At 60.6% G+C, this 15,380-nt stretch carries 10 protein-coding genes; 8 read left to right on the top strand and 2 right to left on the bottom strand.

Going from position 1 to position 15,380, the window contains the following annotated elements:
* Window positions 1–152: 152 nt before the first annotated feature.
* Together aceF and aceE are read right to left on the bottom strand one after the other, a co-directional pair.
* On the bottom strand, window positions 153–2,114 hold the full coding sequence (gene aceF, locus ACM6I0_RS02415) for a dihydrolipoyllysine-residue acetyltransferase (RefSeq protein ID WP_414921373.1): 1,962 nt from the start codon (window positions 2,112–2,114) through the stop codon (window positions 153–155).
* An 11-nt stretch (window positions 2,115–2,125) separates the two neighbouring features.
* Entirely contained in the window at window positions 2,126–4,771 is a 2,646-nt protein-coding gene (aceE, locus tag ACM6I0_RS02410; RefSeq protein WP_285435942.1) for a pyruvate dehydrogenase (acetyl-transferring), homodimeric type, read from the bottom strand.
* Window positions 4,772–5,154: 383 nt separating this feature from the next.
* Between aceE and glnE the strand changes: the two genes are divergently transcribed.
* The 8 genes from glnE to ACM6I0_RS02370 all read left to right on the top strand — a co-directional run bounded on the left by glnE (window position 5,155) and on the right by ACM6I0_RS02370 (window position 15,369).
* Window positions 5,155–8,094: a bifunctional [glutamate--ammonia ligase]-adenylyl-L-tyrosine phosphorylase/[glutamate--ammonia-ligase] adenylyltransferase gene (gene glnE, locus ACM6I0_RS02405; protein WP_285435943.1), complete on the top strand. Its 2,940-nt coding sequence runs from the start codon at window positions 5,155–5,157 to the stop codon at window positions 8,092–8,094.
* A gap of 316 nt (window positions 8,095–8,410) precedes the next feature.
* Entirely contained in the window at window positions 8,411–9,445 is a 1,035-nt protein-coding gene (waaF, locus tag ACM6I0_RS02400; protein WP_414921372.1) for a lipopolysaccharide heptosyltransferase II, read from the top strand.
* Window position 9,446: 1 nt separating this feature from the next.
* Window positions 9,447–10,508, top strand: coding sequence for a lipopolysaccharide heptosyltransferase I (gene waaC, locus ACM6I0_RS02395; protein ID WP_414921371.1), 1,062 nt, complete (start codon window positions 9,447–9,449; stop codon window positions 10,506–10,508).
* Window positions 10,508–11,629 (top strand): glycosyltransferase family 4 protein, encoded by a 1,122-nt coding sequence (locus ACM6I0_RS02390; RefSeq protein ID WP_414921370.1) that lies wholly within the window; start codon window positions 10,508–10,510, stop codon window positions 11,627–11,629. The genes waaC and ACM6I0_RS02390 overlap by 1 nt, the downstream gene beginning before the upstream one ends.
* Window positions 11,629–12,435: a lipopolysaccharide core heptose(I) kinase RfaP gene (gene rfaP, locus ACM6I0_RS02385; protein ID WP_414921369.1), complete on the top strand. Its 807-nt coding sequence runs from the start codon at window positions 11,629–11,631 to the stop codon at window positions 12,433–12,435. Before ACM6I0_RS02390 ends, rfaP begins: the two co-directional genes overlap by 1 nt.
* Window positions 12,435–13,169: a lipopolysaccharide kinase InaA family protein gene (locus ACM6I0_RS02380; RefSeq protein ID WP_285435950.1), complete on the top strand. Its 735-nt coding sequence runs from the start codon at window positions 12,435–12,437 to the stop codon at window positions 13,167–13,169. The genes rfaP and ACM6I0_RS02380 overlap by 1 nt, the downstream gene beginning before the upstream one ends.
* Window positions 13,166–13,918, top strand: coding sequence for a lipopolysaccharide kinase InaA family protein (locus tag ACM6I0_RS02375; RefSeq protein ID WP_285435951.1), 753 nt, complete (start codon window positions 13,166–13,168; stop codon window positions 13,916–13,918). Before ACM6I0_RS02380 ends, ACM6I0_RS02375 begins: the two co-directional genes overlap by 4 nt.
* Window positions 13,918–15,369 (top strand): lipopolysaccharide kinase InaA family protein, encoded by a 1,452-nt coding sequence (locus ACM6I0_RS02370; RefSeq protein WP_285435953.1) that lies wholly within the window; start codon window positions 13,918–13,920, stop codon window positions 15,367–15,369. Before ACM6I0_RS02375 ends, ACM6I0_RS02370 begins: the two co-directional genes overlap by 1 nt.
* Window positions 15,370–15,380 lie beyond the last annotated feature (11 nt).

Here is a 15,380-nt window from a genome sequence, read left to right as displayed (position 1 = left end):
TCCTGATCAGAAGCCAGAAGGTGTAAACCTTATTCAGGACGAGACACCCAGGCAAAAAAAGCCCCGCCAAATTGGCGGGGTTGAGGTACGAGCGTGGCGCTCGGAAAACGTGGAACGCGAACGGCCCTCCAATGAAGGAGGGCCGGCCGTTGTTACAGCAAGATGGTGCGGATGTCCGCCAGAAGGCTGCTCAGACGCTGGGTGAAGCGTGCAGCAGCGGCGCCGTTGATCACACGGTGATCGTAGGACAGCGACAGCGGCAGCATCAGTTTCGGCTGGAAGGCTTTGCCGTCCCAGACTGGCTGGATGGTTGCCTTGGAGACACCAAGGATCGCCACTTCCGGCGCGTTGACGATCGGCGTGAAGCCGGTGCCGCCAATGTGGCCGAGGCTGGAAATGGTGAAGCAGGCGCCTTGCATGTCGTCGGCGGTGAGCTTTTTGTCGCGGGCCTTGGCAGCCAGCGCGGCGGCTTCGGCGGCCAGTTGCAACAGGCTCTTCTGATCGACGTTCTTGATGACCGGTACCAGCAGGCCTTCAGGGGTGTCGACGGCGAAGCCGATGTTGACGTACTTCTTGCGGATGATCGCTTTGCCGCTTGGTGCCAGCGAACTGTTGAAGTCCGGCAGTTCCTTGAGCAGGTGCGCGCAGGATTTAAGCAGCAGCGGCAGGATGGTCAGCTTGACGCCAGCCTTCTCTGCAACGGCTTTCTGAGCGATACGGAACGCTTCCAGCTCGGTGATATCAGCCGAGTCGAACTGAGTCACGTGCGGAATGTTCAGCCAGCTGCGATGCAGGCTCGACGCGCCGATTTGCATCAGGCGAGTCATTGGCACTTCTTCGGTTTCACCGAAGCGGCTGAAGTCCACGACCGGAATCGGCGGGATGCCCGCGCCGCCGGTTGCGCCAGCAGCGGCTGCCGGTGCTTCCTTGGCCTTCTGCATCATGGCTTTGACGTAAACCTGCACGTCTTCCTTCAGGATGCGACCGTGCGGGCCACTGGCGCCGACGGCGCTCAGCTCGACACCGAACTCACGGGCCAGTTGGCGTACAGCGGGGCCTGCGTGGACCTTGGCGCCCGGCTTGGCCGGTGCCGCCACCGGTGCGGCAGGTGCAGCGGCAGCAGGTGCCGCTTCAGCCTTGGCCGCCGCAGGTGCAGCAGGCGCGGCGGCTGGTGCCGGAGCTGCTGCCGGAGCAGCACCTTTGACTTTCAGCTTGAGGATCAGGTCGCCAGTACCGACTTCGTCGTCCAGCTTGACGGAAATGCTTTCCACCACGCCAGCGGCTGGCGATGGAATTTCCATGCTCGCCTTGTCGGATTCCAGGGTGATCAGCGACTGGTCGGCTTCAACGGTGTCGCCGGCCTTGACCAGGACTTCGATGATCTTGGCCTTGCCCGACGAACCGATGTCCGGGACGTGAATGTCCTGAACGCTGTCAGCAACCGGTGCAGCCGGGGCCGCAGCGGCAGGTGCCGGAGCAGCGGCGGCCGGTGCAGCCGCCTGAGCTGGAGCGGCTGCAGCCGGTGCCGCAGCACCCGCCACTTCCAGGTCCAGGATCAGGTCGCCAGTGCCGACTTCGTCATTGAGCTTGACGCTGATGGCCTTGACCACGCCAGCGGCAGGCGATGGGATTTCCATGCTTGCCTTGTCGGATTCCAGGGTGATCAACGACTGATCAGCCTCGACGGTGTCGCCGACCTTGACCTGGATCTCGATGATCTGGGCCTTGCCCGACGAACCGATGTCCGGCACGTGCACTTGCTGAACCGAAGCGGCAGCCGGTGCGGCAGCTGGAGCAGGAGCAGCGGCAGGCGCGGCAGCAGGTGCAGCTTCAGCCTTGGCAGCTGGCGCAGCGGCAGCCGCAGGGGCCGCCGCAGCGGCACCTTCGACTTCCAGCTCCAGCAGTTCGTCGCCTTCTTTCAGGCGATCGCCCAACTTTACTTTCAGGCTCTTGATGATGCCGGCTTTTGGCGCAGGCACTTCCATGCTCGCCTTGTCCGACTCAAGTGTCAGGATGCTCTGATCGGCTTCGATACGGTCGCCGACCTTCACAAACAGTTCAATTACTTCACCTTCACCGCTGCCGATGTCAGGTACGCGAATGAGTTCGCTCACAGAGTGTCTCCTCAGCAGTCCAGTGGGTTGCGTTTTTCCGGGTTGATACCGAACTTGACGATGGCTTCAGCCACCACCTTAGGTTCGATGTCACCACGGTCAGCCAAGGCTTCCAGGGCTGCCAACACCACGAAATGACGGTCGACTTCGAAGAAGTGACGCAGCTTCTTGCGGCTGTCACTGCGGCCGAAACCATCGGTGCCCAGGACTTTGAATTCCTTGGACGGGACCCACTGACGAATTTGTTCAGCGAACAGCTTCATGTAGTCGGTAGATGCGATGACCGGACCTTTACGGCCGTTCAGGCACTCTTCGACGTAGCTCAGCTTAGGCTTCTGGCCAGGGTGCAGACGGTTGGTACGCTCAACGGCCAGGCCATCGCGACGCAGTTCGTTGAAGCTGGTAACGCTCCATACATCGGCGCCGACGTTGAACTGTTCACGCAGGATTTTCGCCGCTTCGCGGACTTCACGCAGGATGGTGCCGGAGCCCATCAGCTGAACGTGGTGCGCCGCTTCGCGGGTGTCTTCCTCGAGCAGGTACATGCCCTTGATGATGCCTTCCTCGACACCGGCCGGCATGGCTGGCTGCTGGTAGGACTCGTTCATCACGGTGATGTAGTAGAAAACGTCCTGCTGCTCTTCGGTCATCTTCTTCATGCCGTCCTGGATGATCACCGCCAGCTCGTAGCCGTAGGTTGGATCAAAGGTGCGGCAGTTCGGGATGGTGGCAGCCAGGATGTGGCTGTGACCGTCTTCGTGTTGCAGGCCTTCGCCGTTCAGCGTGGTACGGCCGGCGGTGCCGCCGATCAGAAAACCACGGGTACGGCTGTCGCCAGCGGCCCAGGCAAGGTCGCCGATACGCTGGAAGCCGAACATCGAGTAGAAGATGTAGAACGGCAGCATTGGCTGGTTGTGGCTGGAGTACGAAGTACCGGCAGCGATGAACGAGCTCATGGCGCCCGCTTCGTTGATGCCTTCTTCGAGGATCTGGCCCTTCTTGTCTTCCTTGTAGAACATCACCTGGTCTTTATCGACTGGCTCGTAGAGCTGGCCGACGGACGAGTAGATGCCCAACTGACGGAACATGCCTTCCATACCGAAGGTACGGGCTTCGTCCGGGATGATCGGGACGATGCGCGGGCCGATTTCCTTGTCCTTGACCAGTTGCGCCAGGATGCGCACGAAGGCCATGGTGGTGGAGATTTCACGGTCGCCCGAACCATCAAGAATGGCCTTGAGGGTGTCCAGCGATGGCGTCGGCACGCTGAAGCTCTGCGCGCGGCGCTGTGGCACGAAACCGCCCAGTGCAGTGCGGCGCTCGCTCAGGTAACGGGCTTCGGCGCTGTTTGGCTCCGGCTTGAAGAACGGCAGGTTTTCCAGCTCTTCGTCGCGCACTGGAATGTCGAAACGATCGCGGAACAGCTTCAGGCTTTCAACATCCACTTTCTTGGTGTTGTGCGCAGTGTTCTTCGCTTCGCCGGCACCGGTGCCATAACCTTTGATGGTCTTGGCCAGGATGACGGTCGGTTGTTCTTTGTGGTTGACCGCTTCGTGGTATGCCGCGTAGACCTTGTACGGGTCGTGGCCGCCACGGTTGAGTTTCCAGATCTCGTCGTCGGACAGGTCTGCAACCATCGCCTTGAGTTCTGGCGAGTTGAAGAAGTGTTCACGCACGAACGCGCCGTCTTTGGCTTTGTAGTTCTGGTACTCGCCGTCGATGACTTCGTCCATGCGGCGTTGCAGGATACCGTCGACGTCTTTGGCCAGCAGTGGGTCCCAGAAACGGCCCCAGATGACTTTGGTCACGTTCCACTGAGCACCGCGGAACACGCCTTCGAGTTCCTGGATGATCTTGCCGTTGCCGCGAACCGGGCCGTCGAGGCGCTGCAGGTTGCAGTTGATGACGAAGATCAGGTTGTCGAGCTTCTCGCGGCCAGCCAGCGAGATCGCGCCCAGGGATTCTGGTTCGTCGCACTCGCCGTCGCCCAGGAAGCACCAGACTTTCTGCTTGCCTTCAGGGATGAAGCCACGGGCTTCCAGGTACTTCATGAAGCGTGCCTGGTAGATCGCCTGGATCGGGCCAAGACCCATGGATACAGTCGGGAACTGCCAGAAATCAGGCATCAGCCAAGGGTGCGGATAGGACGACAGGCCGTGACCATCCACTTCCTGGCGGAAGTTGTTCATCTGGTCTTCGGTGATGCGACCTTCCATGAACGCACGGGCGTAAACGCCTGGCGAGGTGTGACCCTGGAAGTAGATCAGGTCGCCGCCGTGTTCGTCGGTCGGGGCCTGGAAGAAATAGTTGAAGCCGATGTCATACAGCGTGGCGCTGGAGGCGAAGCTGGAAATGTGACCGCCCAGGTCCGAATCTTTCAGGTTCGTACGCATCACCATGGCCATCGCGTTCCAGCGTACCAGCGAGCGAATGCGGCGTTCCATGAACAGGTCGCCAGGCATGCGTGCTTCGTGGGTAACGGGAATGGTGTTGCGGTATGGCGTGGTGATGGCGTAAGGCAGCTGCGAGCCACTGCGGGTCGCCAGTTCGCCCATACGGGTCATCAGATAGTGAGCGCGGTCTTCGCCTTCTTTGTCGAGAACCGATTCCAGGGCGTCCAACCATTCCTGGGTTTCGACGGGATCGAGGTCTTGCATGGCTTGCTCCAGGGCGGAAAGGCTTCCAGAATCGGTTGCCTGAGTTTGCGACTGGCCTTGTGGGCAGACGATATAAATTCTTGGATTGCCGAGAGGTTGTTCCGGCGGCGTGTAGTTTTACTACAAATCTTCGGGCATTTCAGCCTTTCGAATGTATATACGAGTAGTAAAACTACAGATGAGCGGCTTGTGGCCTCCAGCTGCGTTGTGAGAATAATCGTTAAGGTTGGTCTTTTGCCAACCGGAAAAGGTGAAAGCTTGATGCTGTCTGCCAAAAATAAAGAAATTTCAGCTATTTCTAACCTTTGTTCGACAGTCGATCACGTAGTGCATTTCGCAAAATCACTACATGCCGCCCTTTACACGCCGATCAAGGATAGACCATGAGCCTTCCCACGCTTGCTGAACTGCCCGACATTCTCCTGCCGTTTGTCACCCGTGCCGAGCAGTCGTTCCGTGCCGCCGTTGCCGGGCTGGACGACGATCATGGTCTTTCCTCGTGGACGCCTGATCGCTGGGCGCAATTTGCCCGCGTCACAGCCGCCAGCGACTTCGTGATTGAACAATCTGTTCGTGACCCTTTGATGTTGCTGACGCTGGTGCAGTCCGGCGAACTGGACCGCAGCTTCGCGCCCGGCGAGCTGTGCGCGCAGATCGCTGGCGCGGTCAACGCCGCCGAGACCGAAGACGAACTCGGCCGCGCCTTGCGCCGCCAGCGCACCCGTCATCAAGTGCGGATCGTCTGGCGTGACCTGACCCGTAAGGCTGATCTGATCCAGACCTGTCGCGACCTCTCGGACATGGCCGATGCCAGCATCGATCAGGCTTATCAATGGTTGTACTCGCGCCATTGCCAGCAGTTCGGCGTGCCCACCGGTCGGCGCAGCGGCGAGCCGCAGCAGATGGTCATCCTGGGCATGGGCAAGCTCGGCGCCGTCGAGCTCAACCTGTCGTCGGACATCGACCTGATTTTCGCCTACCCCGAGGGCGGCGAAACCGTCGGGGTGAAACGCCCGCTGGACAACCAGGAATTTTTCATCCGGCTTGGCCAGCGCCTGATCAAGGCCCTGGACCCGATGACCGTCGACGGTTTTGTATTTCGCGTCGACATGCGCCTGCGCCCTTATGGTTCGGCCGGGGCGCTGGTCTTGAGCTTCAATGCTCTGGAGCAGTATTACCAGGATCAGGGCCGCGACTGGGAACGCTACGCGATGATCAAATCGCGGGTGGTGGCCGGCGATCAAGTGGCCGGCGCGCAGTTGCAGGAAATGTTGCGCCCGTTCGTTTACCGACGTTACCTGGACTTCTCGGCCATCGAAGCGCTACGCACCATGAAGCAGCTGATCCAGCAGGAAGTGCGGCGCAAGGGCATGGCCGACAACATCAAGCTTGGCTCTGGCGGCATTCGTGAAGTCGAGTTTATCGCCCAGGCCTTCCAATTGATCCACGGTGGCCGTGACCTGAGCCTGCAGCAGCGTCCTCTATTAAAAGTACTGAGCACGCTGGAAGGTCAGGGTTACCTGCCGCCCGCGGTGATCAGCGAACTGCGCGAAGGCTACGAATTCCTGCGTTACACCGAGCACGCGATCCAGGCCATCGCCGACCGCCAGACCCAGATGCTGCCGGACGGCGAACAGGATCAGGCGCGTATTGCCTTCATGATGGGTTTTGCCGATTGGGCGGCGTTCCAAGAGCAACTGATGCATTGGCGTGGACGCGTGGCCTGGCATTTTGGGCAGGTGATCGCCGATCCCGATGAAGAGGAAGGCACCGAAAGCGAAGTGGTGGTCGGTGGCGAATGGCTGCCGCTGTGGGAAGAAGCCCAGGATGAAGAGGCCGCGTGCCGACAGTTGGAAGAGGGCGGTTTCGCCGATGCCACCAAAGCCTTGAAAGCGCTGGCCAGTTTGCGCAGCAGCCCTCAATTGCGCGCGATGCAGCGTCTGGGTCGCGAGCGGCTCGATGCCTTTATTCCACGGTTGCTGGCCCAGGCGGTCGAGCATGCCAACCCCGATCTGGTGCTGGAGCGCGTGCTGCCGCTGGTCGAGGCCGTGGCCCGCCGTTCTGCCTACCTGGTGTTGCTGACCGAGAATCCCGGCGCGCTGCGGCGTTTGCTGACCTTGTGCGCAGCGAGCCCGTGGATCGCCGAGCAGATCACCCGCTTCCCGCTGTTGCTGGATGAATTGCTCAATGAAGGCCGGCTGTTCAAACCGCCATTGGCGCCGGAGCTGGCCGCCGAGTTGCGCGAGCGCCTGACGCGGATTCCCGAAGACGACCTCGAACAGCAAATGGAAGCCTTGCGCCATTTCAAACTGGCGCACCGCTTGCGGGTTGCCGCTTCGGAAATCGCCGGCAGCCTGCCATTGATGAAAGTCAGCGATTACCTGACCTGGCTGGCCGAAGCGATCCTCGAACAAGTGCTGGCCCTGGCCTGGCGCCAGACCGTGGCCAAATATGGCACGCCGCTGCGCACCGACGGCACGTTGTGCGATCCCGGCTTCATCATTGTCGGTTATGGGAAAGTCGGTGGTCTGGAACTGGGGCATGGTTCGGACCTGGACCTGGTGTTCATCCATGACGGCGATCCGCAGGCCGAGACTGACGGGGCGAAACCCATCGACGGCGCGCAATTTTTCACCCGCCTGGGGCAGCGGATCATTCATTTGATTACGACGCAGACCAACTCCGGTCAGCTGTATGAAGTCGATATGCGGCTGCGGCCGTCAGGCGCCTCGGGGTTGCTGGTGAGTTCGGTCGGGGCGTTTGCCCGCTATCAGGAAAACGAAGCCTGGACCTGGGAGCATCAGGCGCTGGTGCGGGCGCGGGTACTGGTGGGCAGCAAGGATGTCGGCCAGGCTTTCGAGAAAGTCCGCGCGGCGGTATTGGGTAAAACGCGCGATCTGGCGACCTTGCGTCAGGAGGTCAGCGAGATGCGCGCCAAGATGCGCGATAACCTCGGCAGCAAGAGCACGATGGCCGGCACCGGGGCAAATGCCTTCGAGGCCACGGCGCCATTCGACCTCAAGCAGGACGCCGGAGGTATCGTCGATATTGAATTTATGGTGCAATACGCGGCCTTGGCGTGGTCCGAAACACATCCGCCATTGCTGCGCTGGACGGACAATATCCGCATTCTGGAAGAGCTGGAACACGAAGGGCTGATGCCCGCCGAAGATGCCAGTCTGCTGCGAGAGGCTTATAAAGCCTACCGTTCCGCCGCTCACCGACAGGCCTTGCAGAAGGACCCTGGCGTGATACCGGGTGATCAGTTCGTGGACGAACGGCGCCAGGTAATGCGGATCTGGCGTGAGCTGGGATTGAGTTAAGCGACACGATTCAAATGTGGGAGCGGGCTTGCTCGCGAAGGCGGAGTGTCAGTCGACATGGATGTTGAATGTGATGGCCTCTTCGCGAGCAAGCCCGCTCCCACAGTAGATCTGCGTTGTTTTGTAGATTGAGGCAGCTAGGCTGCAGCACTGGATGTGCACCAATACCCAATGTAGGAGCGAGCCTGCTCGCGATAGCGGAGTGACAGTCGACAGCAATGTTGAAGGTGATGACCCATCGCAAGCAACCCTGCTCCCACAGTGATTCTCGAGGCGGGGAGGCGTATGCCTCCCCGGTTTCGTTTTTGGAAACCACATGAAAATTCTGATCGTTGGGCCCAGCTGGGTCGGTGACATGGTGATGGCGCAGACACTGTTTCAGTGCCTCAAGCAGCGCCACCCGCAGTGCGAAATCGACGTCCTGGCCCCCGAGTGGAGCCGGCCGATTCTTGAGCGTATGCCCGAAGTCCGTCAGGCCTTGAGCTTTCCGCTCGGCCATGGCGTCCTTGAACTGGCGACGCGTCGACGCATCGGTAAATCCCTGGCCGGCCAGTATGACCAGGCGATCCTGTTGCCCAACTCCCTGAAGTCGGCGCTCGTGCCGTTCTTTGCCGGCATCCCGAAACGTACGGGCTGGCGTGGCGAGTTCCGCTACGGTCTGCTCAATGATGTGCGGACCCTGGATAAAGAACGTTATCCGCTGATGATCGAGCGCTTCATGGCCCTGGCCTTCGAGCCCGGTGTCGAGCTGCCGAAACCGTATCCGCGGCCGAGCTTGCGGATCGACCCGGTCACTCGCGAGGCGGCGCTGGCCAAATTCGGCCTGACCCTGGACCGTCCGGTGTTGGCGCTATGCCCCGGCGCTGAGTTCGGCGAGTCCAAGCGCTGGCCGTCCGAGCATTACGCCAAAGTCGCCGAAGCGAAGATCCGCGAAGGCTGGCAAGTCTGGTTGTTCGGCTCGAAAAACGATCACGCGGTCGGCGAAGACATTCGCGCGCGGCTGATTCCGGGTCTGCGTGAAGAATCAGTGAACCTCAGCGGCGGCACCTCGCTGGCTGAAGCCATCGACCTGATGTCCTGTGCTGATTCGGTGGTGTCCAACGACTCCGGCCTGATGCACGTTGCTGCGGCGCTGAACCGCCCGCTGGTCGCGGTCTACGGCTCGACATCGCCGGGTTTCACGCCACCTTTGGCCGAACACGTCGAGATTGTGCGCCTGGGCCTGGAGTGCAGCCCTTGCTTCGACCGCACCTGCCGTTTCGGTCATTACAACTGTCTGCGCCAGCTCATGCCGCAAGCCGTGAACGAAGCTTTGCAGCGGTTGCAGGGCACTGTGGTCGAGGTCAAATAGTTTGCGCGTTCTGCTGATCAAGACTTCATCGCTGGGCGACGTGATTCACGCGTTGCCGGCGCTGACCGACGCGGCGCGGGCGATCCCCGGCATCCAGTTCGACTGGGTGGTGGAAGAAGGCTTCGCCGAAATCCCGACCTGGCACCCGGCCGTGAGCAAGGTGATTCCGGTGGCGATCCGTCGCTGGCGCAAGAACCTCTGGCAAACCATCAAAAGCGGCGAGTGGAAGCGCTTCAAACAAAGCGTTCGCGCTTCGAAATACGATCTGGTGATTGATGCTCAGGGCCTGCTGAAAAGCGCCTGGCTGACCCGCTATGTCAAAGCACCGGTCGCCGGGCTGGACAAGGATTCAGCACGCGAACCGATTGCCGCGCGCTTTTATTCCCGTCGCCTGGCGGTGGGGCGTGGGCAACACGCGGTTGAGCGGGTGCGTCAGTTGTTCGCCCTGGCATTGGGCTACGACTTGCCCAAGGGGCTGGGCGATTACGGCTTGAATGTCGAGCGCCTGGTGGAACTGCCGCGCAAGAATCCTTACGTGCTGTTTCTGCATGGCACCACGTGGGACACCAAACACTGGCCGGAAGCCTACTGGCGCGAATTGGCCGAGCGGGTCGGTTACCTCGGCGTCGCGGTGAAGCTGCCGTGGGGCAACCCGATCGAGAAGGCCCGGGCCGAGCGCATCGCCGCAGGCTTTCGCCACGTCGAAGTGTTGCCCAAGCTGAACCTGGCGGGCGTCGGCAAAGTATTGGCGGGTGCCCAGGCCTGTGTGGCCGTGGACACCGGCCTCGGTCATCTGGCCGCGGCGCTCGACGTGCCGACCTTGTCGCTGTTCGGGCCGACCAACCCGGGCCTGACCGGCGCCTACGGCAAGGCGCAGATTCACATCGCCAGCGATTTCCCCTGTGCGCCGTGCCTGCAAAAGAAATGCACCTATCAACCGACGGCCGAAGATGCCCGTCGGTTCGACCTGAAGCGCGAGTGGCCGCTGTGCTTCACTCGCCTGAATCCCGAGCGTGTCGCGACTCGACTGAGCACGTTGTTATTGGCTGAGGAGCTGCGCTGATGCAATTGGCATTCGTCTTGTACAAGTACTTTCCATTCGGGGGCTTGCAGCGCGACTTCATGCGCATTGCCCTGGAGTGCCAGCAGCGCGGCCATCAGATTCGTGTCTACACGCTGATCTGGGAGGGCGACGTGCCGCCGGGTTTCGAAGTGCTCGTCGCGCCGGTCAAAGCGTTCTTCAATCATCGCCGCAACGAAAAGCTCAGCGAATGGATGGAAGCGGATCTGACGAAGCGTCCGGTGGATCGACTCATCGGTTTCAACAAGATGCCGGGCCTGGACGTCTACTACGCCGCCGACGGCTGCTTCGAAGACAAGGCGCAAAATCTGCGCAACTCGCTTTACCGTCGCTGGGGCCGCTACCGGCACTTCGCCGAGTACGAGCGCGCGGTGTTCGCCAAGGACGCCAAGACCGAAGTGCTGATGATCTCCGAGGTCCAGCAGCCGCTGTTCATCAAGTATTACGACACGCCGCTGGAACGCTTTCATTTGCTGCCACCGGGCATCTCCCAGGACCGTCGCGCGCCGGCCAATGCGGCCGAGATTCGTGCTGGATTCCGTCGCGAATTCAACCTCAAGGACGATGAATTGCTGCTGGTGCAGATCGGCTCCGGGTTCAAGACAAAGGGTGTCGATCGCAGCCTCAAGGCGCTGGCCGCATTGCCCGCTGATCTGAAGAAACGCACCCGGCTGTTTGTAATTGGCCAGGATGACCCCAAATTGTTCCAGATGCAGAGCGCCACTTTAGGGCTCGGCGACAACGTGACGTTCCTCAAGGGTCGCAGCGATATTCCTCGTTTCCTGCTCGGTGCCGATCTGTTGATCCACCCGGCGTACAACGAAAACACCGGGACCGTGTTGCTCGAAGCCGTGGTGGCCGGGTTGCCGGTATTGGTGAGCGCAGTCTGTGGTTACGCCCATTACATTGCCGAGGCCGACGCCGGCCTGGTGCTGGACGAACCATTCGATCAGGCGCAACTGACGCAGTACCTGACCGGCATGTTGAACGACGCTCAGGCACGGGCGGCCTGGAGCCGCAACGGTCTGGCTTTCGCCGAGACGGCCGACCTCTATAGCATGCCGCAGCACGCGGCCGATGTGATTCTGGCGGAGCACGCTTAATGAAGTTGATGCTGGCTGAACCGTTCAAGAGCCTGTGGGCCGGACGGGATGCGTTCACTGAAGTCGAAAGCCTGCAGGGTGAGGTTTACCGTGAGCTGGAAGCACGCCGGACGTTGCGCACTGAAGTGAACGGCAATGGCTTCTTCGTGAAGATTCACCGCGGCATTGGCTGGGGTGAGATTTTCAAGAACCTGCTGACCGCCAAATTGCCGGTCCTCGGCGCAGGGCAGGAATGGAAAGCCATTCAACGCCTCAAAGAAGTCGGCGTGCCCACCATGACCGCCGTGGCTTATGGCGAGAAGGGCAGCAACCCGGCGGACCAGCACTCTTTTATTGTCACCGAAGAGCTGGCGCCCACTGTCAGCCTCGAAGACTTCAGCATCGATTGGGTCAAGCAGCCGCCCGAGCCCAGGCTCAAGCGCGCGCTGATCGCTGAAGTCGCCCGGATGACGGGCATGATGCACCGCGCCGGGGTCAACCACCGCGACTGCTACATCTGCCACTTTCTGCTGCACACCGATAAACCGGTGACGGCCGATGACTTCAAACTCTCGGTGATTGACCTGCACCGCGCCCAGACCCGTCCGGCAATTACCCGGCGCTGGCGCGACAAAGACCTGGCGGCGCTGTATTTCTCAGCGCTGGACATTGGCCTGACCCGGCGTGACAAGCTGCGCTTCCTCAAAGGCTATTTCCAGCAGCCATTGCGCCAGATTCTGGCCGAAGAAGCCTCGCTGCTTGCCTGGCTTGAAGGCAAAGCCAACAAACTTTACGACCGTAAACAGCGATACGGAGACGCGCTCTGATGCCGGGTTGGAAACTGGGGTCTGCTTACAGCGATCTGGCGGAAGATTTTGGCAGCCTGGAAGCGGTGTTCGCCCTTCAGGGTGAGCGCGTGACCCTCGACCCGTTGTCCGAGGTCATCCGCGTTAACCGCAATGGCGTCAATTATTACGTCAAGCGCTACGTGGGCGCCGGCAAGGGCCTGCGCCGCTATCTGGGCAAACCCCGGGTCAAGGCCGAATGGCAGAACCTCAAGCGTTTCGCCAAGTGGGGCATTCCCACCGCTGAAGTCGTGGCCTGGGGCCTGGAACGGCGCGGTGCGGCGTATGCCCGAGGTGCGATGATTACCCGCGAACTGCCCAATACCGAAGACTTGTCAGTCCTTGCTAACCGGCACGATCCCAGGCTCGCGGACCGCGTTTGGGTTGACGTCGTCAGTCGCCAATTGGCTGGGTACACCCGGATCATGCACGACAAGCGCTTCACCCATAACGATCTGAAGTGGCGCAACCTGCTGGTCGACGATGAGGCAAAGCTGTTTCTGATCGATTGCCCCAACGGCGATTTCTGGCGCGGCTTCTGGCTCAAGTACCGAATTACTAAAGACCTGGCCTGTCTCGACAAGGTGGCCAAATATCACCTGTCGGCGACCCAGCGCCTGCGTTTTTATCTGCAATACCGCCAGCGTGATCGGCTCGATGCCGACGACAAAAAACGCATACGGCACGTGGTGAGATTTTTTAAGGGGCGTGAATGACTGATTTTCTGGCTGCCGAAGACCGTATGCTCCTTGAGCATCACGGCCTCGGCACCTTCGACGAACTTTGGGCCAAGCAGCTCGACGCAGTCGATGAGCCCAATACCGTTAGCGATGGCTGGAGCAGTGTGTTTCGGCTGGATCTGGAAGGTCAGGGCTTTTACCTCAAGCGCCAAAGCAATTACCTGACCCGCACTTTGCGCGCGCCCTTCGGCGAGCCGAGTTTCGCTCGTGAGTTTCGCAACATCAGTCTCTATCAGAAGCTCGGCATTCCGGCACTGCAGGCGGCGTTTTTTGGCGAGCGAAAATTCGATGGCGAAGTCCGTGCGGTGCTGCTGACTCGCGCCCTGGATGGCTGGGATGATCTGGATTCACTGTTGCAGTGCTGGTCGGAGCTGAGCGAGGAGCAACACTCGGCCATTATGAAAGCCTGTGGCGAACTGGCGCGGCAGCTTCACGGCGTGCGCCAGGTTCACGGGTGTTTCTACCCCAAGCATATTTTCCTGCGAGCCACGGGCGACGGTTATGAGGCGCAGCTGATCGACCTGGAGAAAACCCGGCCGTTGCTGTTTGGTCAGCGTGACCGTATCAAAGACCTGGAGCCGTTGCTGCGGCGCGCCCCGGAATGGACCGATGCGCAGTTGCGCGAGTTTTTGGCGGTCTATCTCGAGCAGCCTCAGGACAGTTCACTGGTGGACAGTTGGATGTCGCGCCTGACTGCCCGGCGCAGTCATAAGGAGACACGTTGATGCATTTGTCCGAGCTGAAAAACGCCGGCCGCAGCCCGAGCTTGCCGATGAGTATTTCCCTGGCCGATGCTGCCGGCCCCGGCCAATTGCAGTTGTTGAGTTTGCTACGCGTATTGCCGGGACAGCGTTATGTTGGCGCCGGCGTCTGGCGTGGTCGGCCAGTGCTGGCAAAGTTGTTGGTTGGCAGCAAGGCGGCCCGGCATTTTCAACGTGAACTGGCCGGTGTTCGCTTGCTGGCCGATCAAGGCCTGACCACGCCGCAATTGCTGGCGGATGGTTTGATAGAAGGCGAGGGTGGCTGGCTGTTGTTTGACTTCCTCGAAGGCGCCGAGAGCCTGGGGGATACCTGGAAACAGGTCGAGCACTTGCCAGTGCTGGCCGATATGCAAGGGGCCGTGCTGGCCGAGGCGTTGGGCGCTATCGGCCAAATGCATCGCAAGGGGCTCTGGCAAGAAGACCTGCATCTGGACAACCTATTGCGTCAGCGCGGTCGGCTGTATCTGATCGATGGTGGCGGCGTTTGCGCCGAAACACCGGGCCAACCGCTGTCACGGCAGAAAGTCCTGGAGAACCTCGGTGTGTTTTTCGCCCAGCTACCTAAGTCGCTGGAGCCGTTCACCGAAGAGTTGTTGGTGTATTACCTGTTGAGCAATGGCGAGCACGCCTTGCCAATGGAAGCGTTGCAGAAGCAGATCGACAAGGTTCGCAGCTGGCGCTTGAAGGACTACCTGACCAAGGTGGGCCGCGATTGCACGCTGTTCAGCGTTCAGCGCGGGCCGTTTGGACTGCGGGCTATTCGTCGCGAGGAAGAAGCGGCGATGCTGCCGGTGCTGGAACAGGCCGATGCCTTGCTCGATCAGGGGCACCTGTATAAGACCGGCGGTGCGGCGAGCGTAGGAAAGGTCGATGTGGCGGGTCGGACGCTGGTGATCAAGCGCTACAACATCAAAGGCTTTGCACATTGGCTCAAACGCTTCTGGCGTCCGAGCCGTGCATGGCACTCGTGGCGCGAAGGCAATCGTCTGGCGTTTCTGGGCATCGCTACGCCCAAACCGTTGGCGTTGCTGGAGAAGCGGTTTCTCTGGTTGCGCGGTCGGGCTTACCTGATTACGGAATACTTGCCGGGACCGGACATCATCGAGCGCTTTGCGCCTTACGTTGAGAGCGGTGATGCGCCCGAGGCTGAGCTGGCCGCGCTGGATCATTTGTTTGCCGAGCTGATTCGCGAGCGCATCAGCCATGGCGACTTCAAGGGTCACAACCTGTTCTGGCAGCAGGATCGCTGGGCGCTGATCGACCTGGATTCGATGTGTCAGCATGGCTCGACGGGCAGCTTTGCTCCGGCGTATGCGCGGGATCGGGCGCGGTTCATGCGTAACTGGCCTGAAGAAAGCGCGCTCTACAAAGTCATCGATCAGCGGCTTCCCAAAGACATCTCTGGCGCTGCCTGAATCGGGTCTTC

Source organism: Pseudomonas sp. IT-P294 (genome assembly GCF_949767865.1).
In the GTDB taxonomy this organism is placed as follows: domain Bacteria; phylum Pseudomonadota; class Gammaproteobacteria; order Pseudomonadales; family Pseudomonadaceae; genus Aquipseudomonas.
The sequence above is the reverse complement of the archived record's forward strand: the minus strand, read 5'-3'. Positions and strand labels throughout refer to the sequence as shown.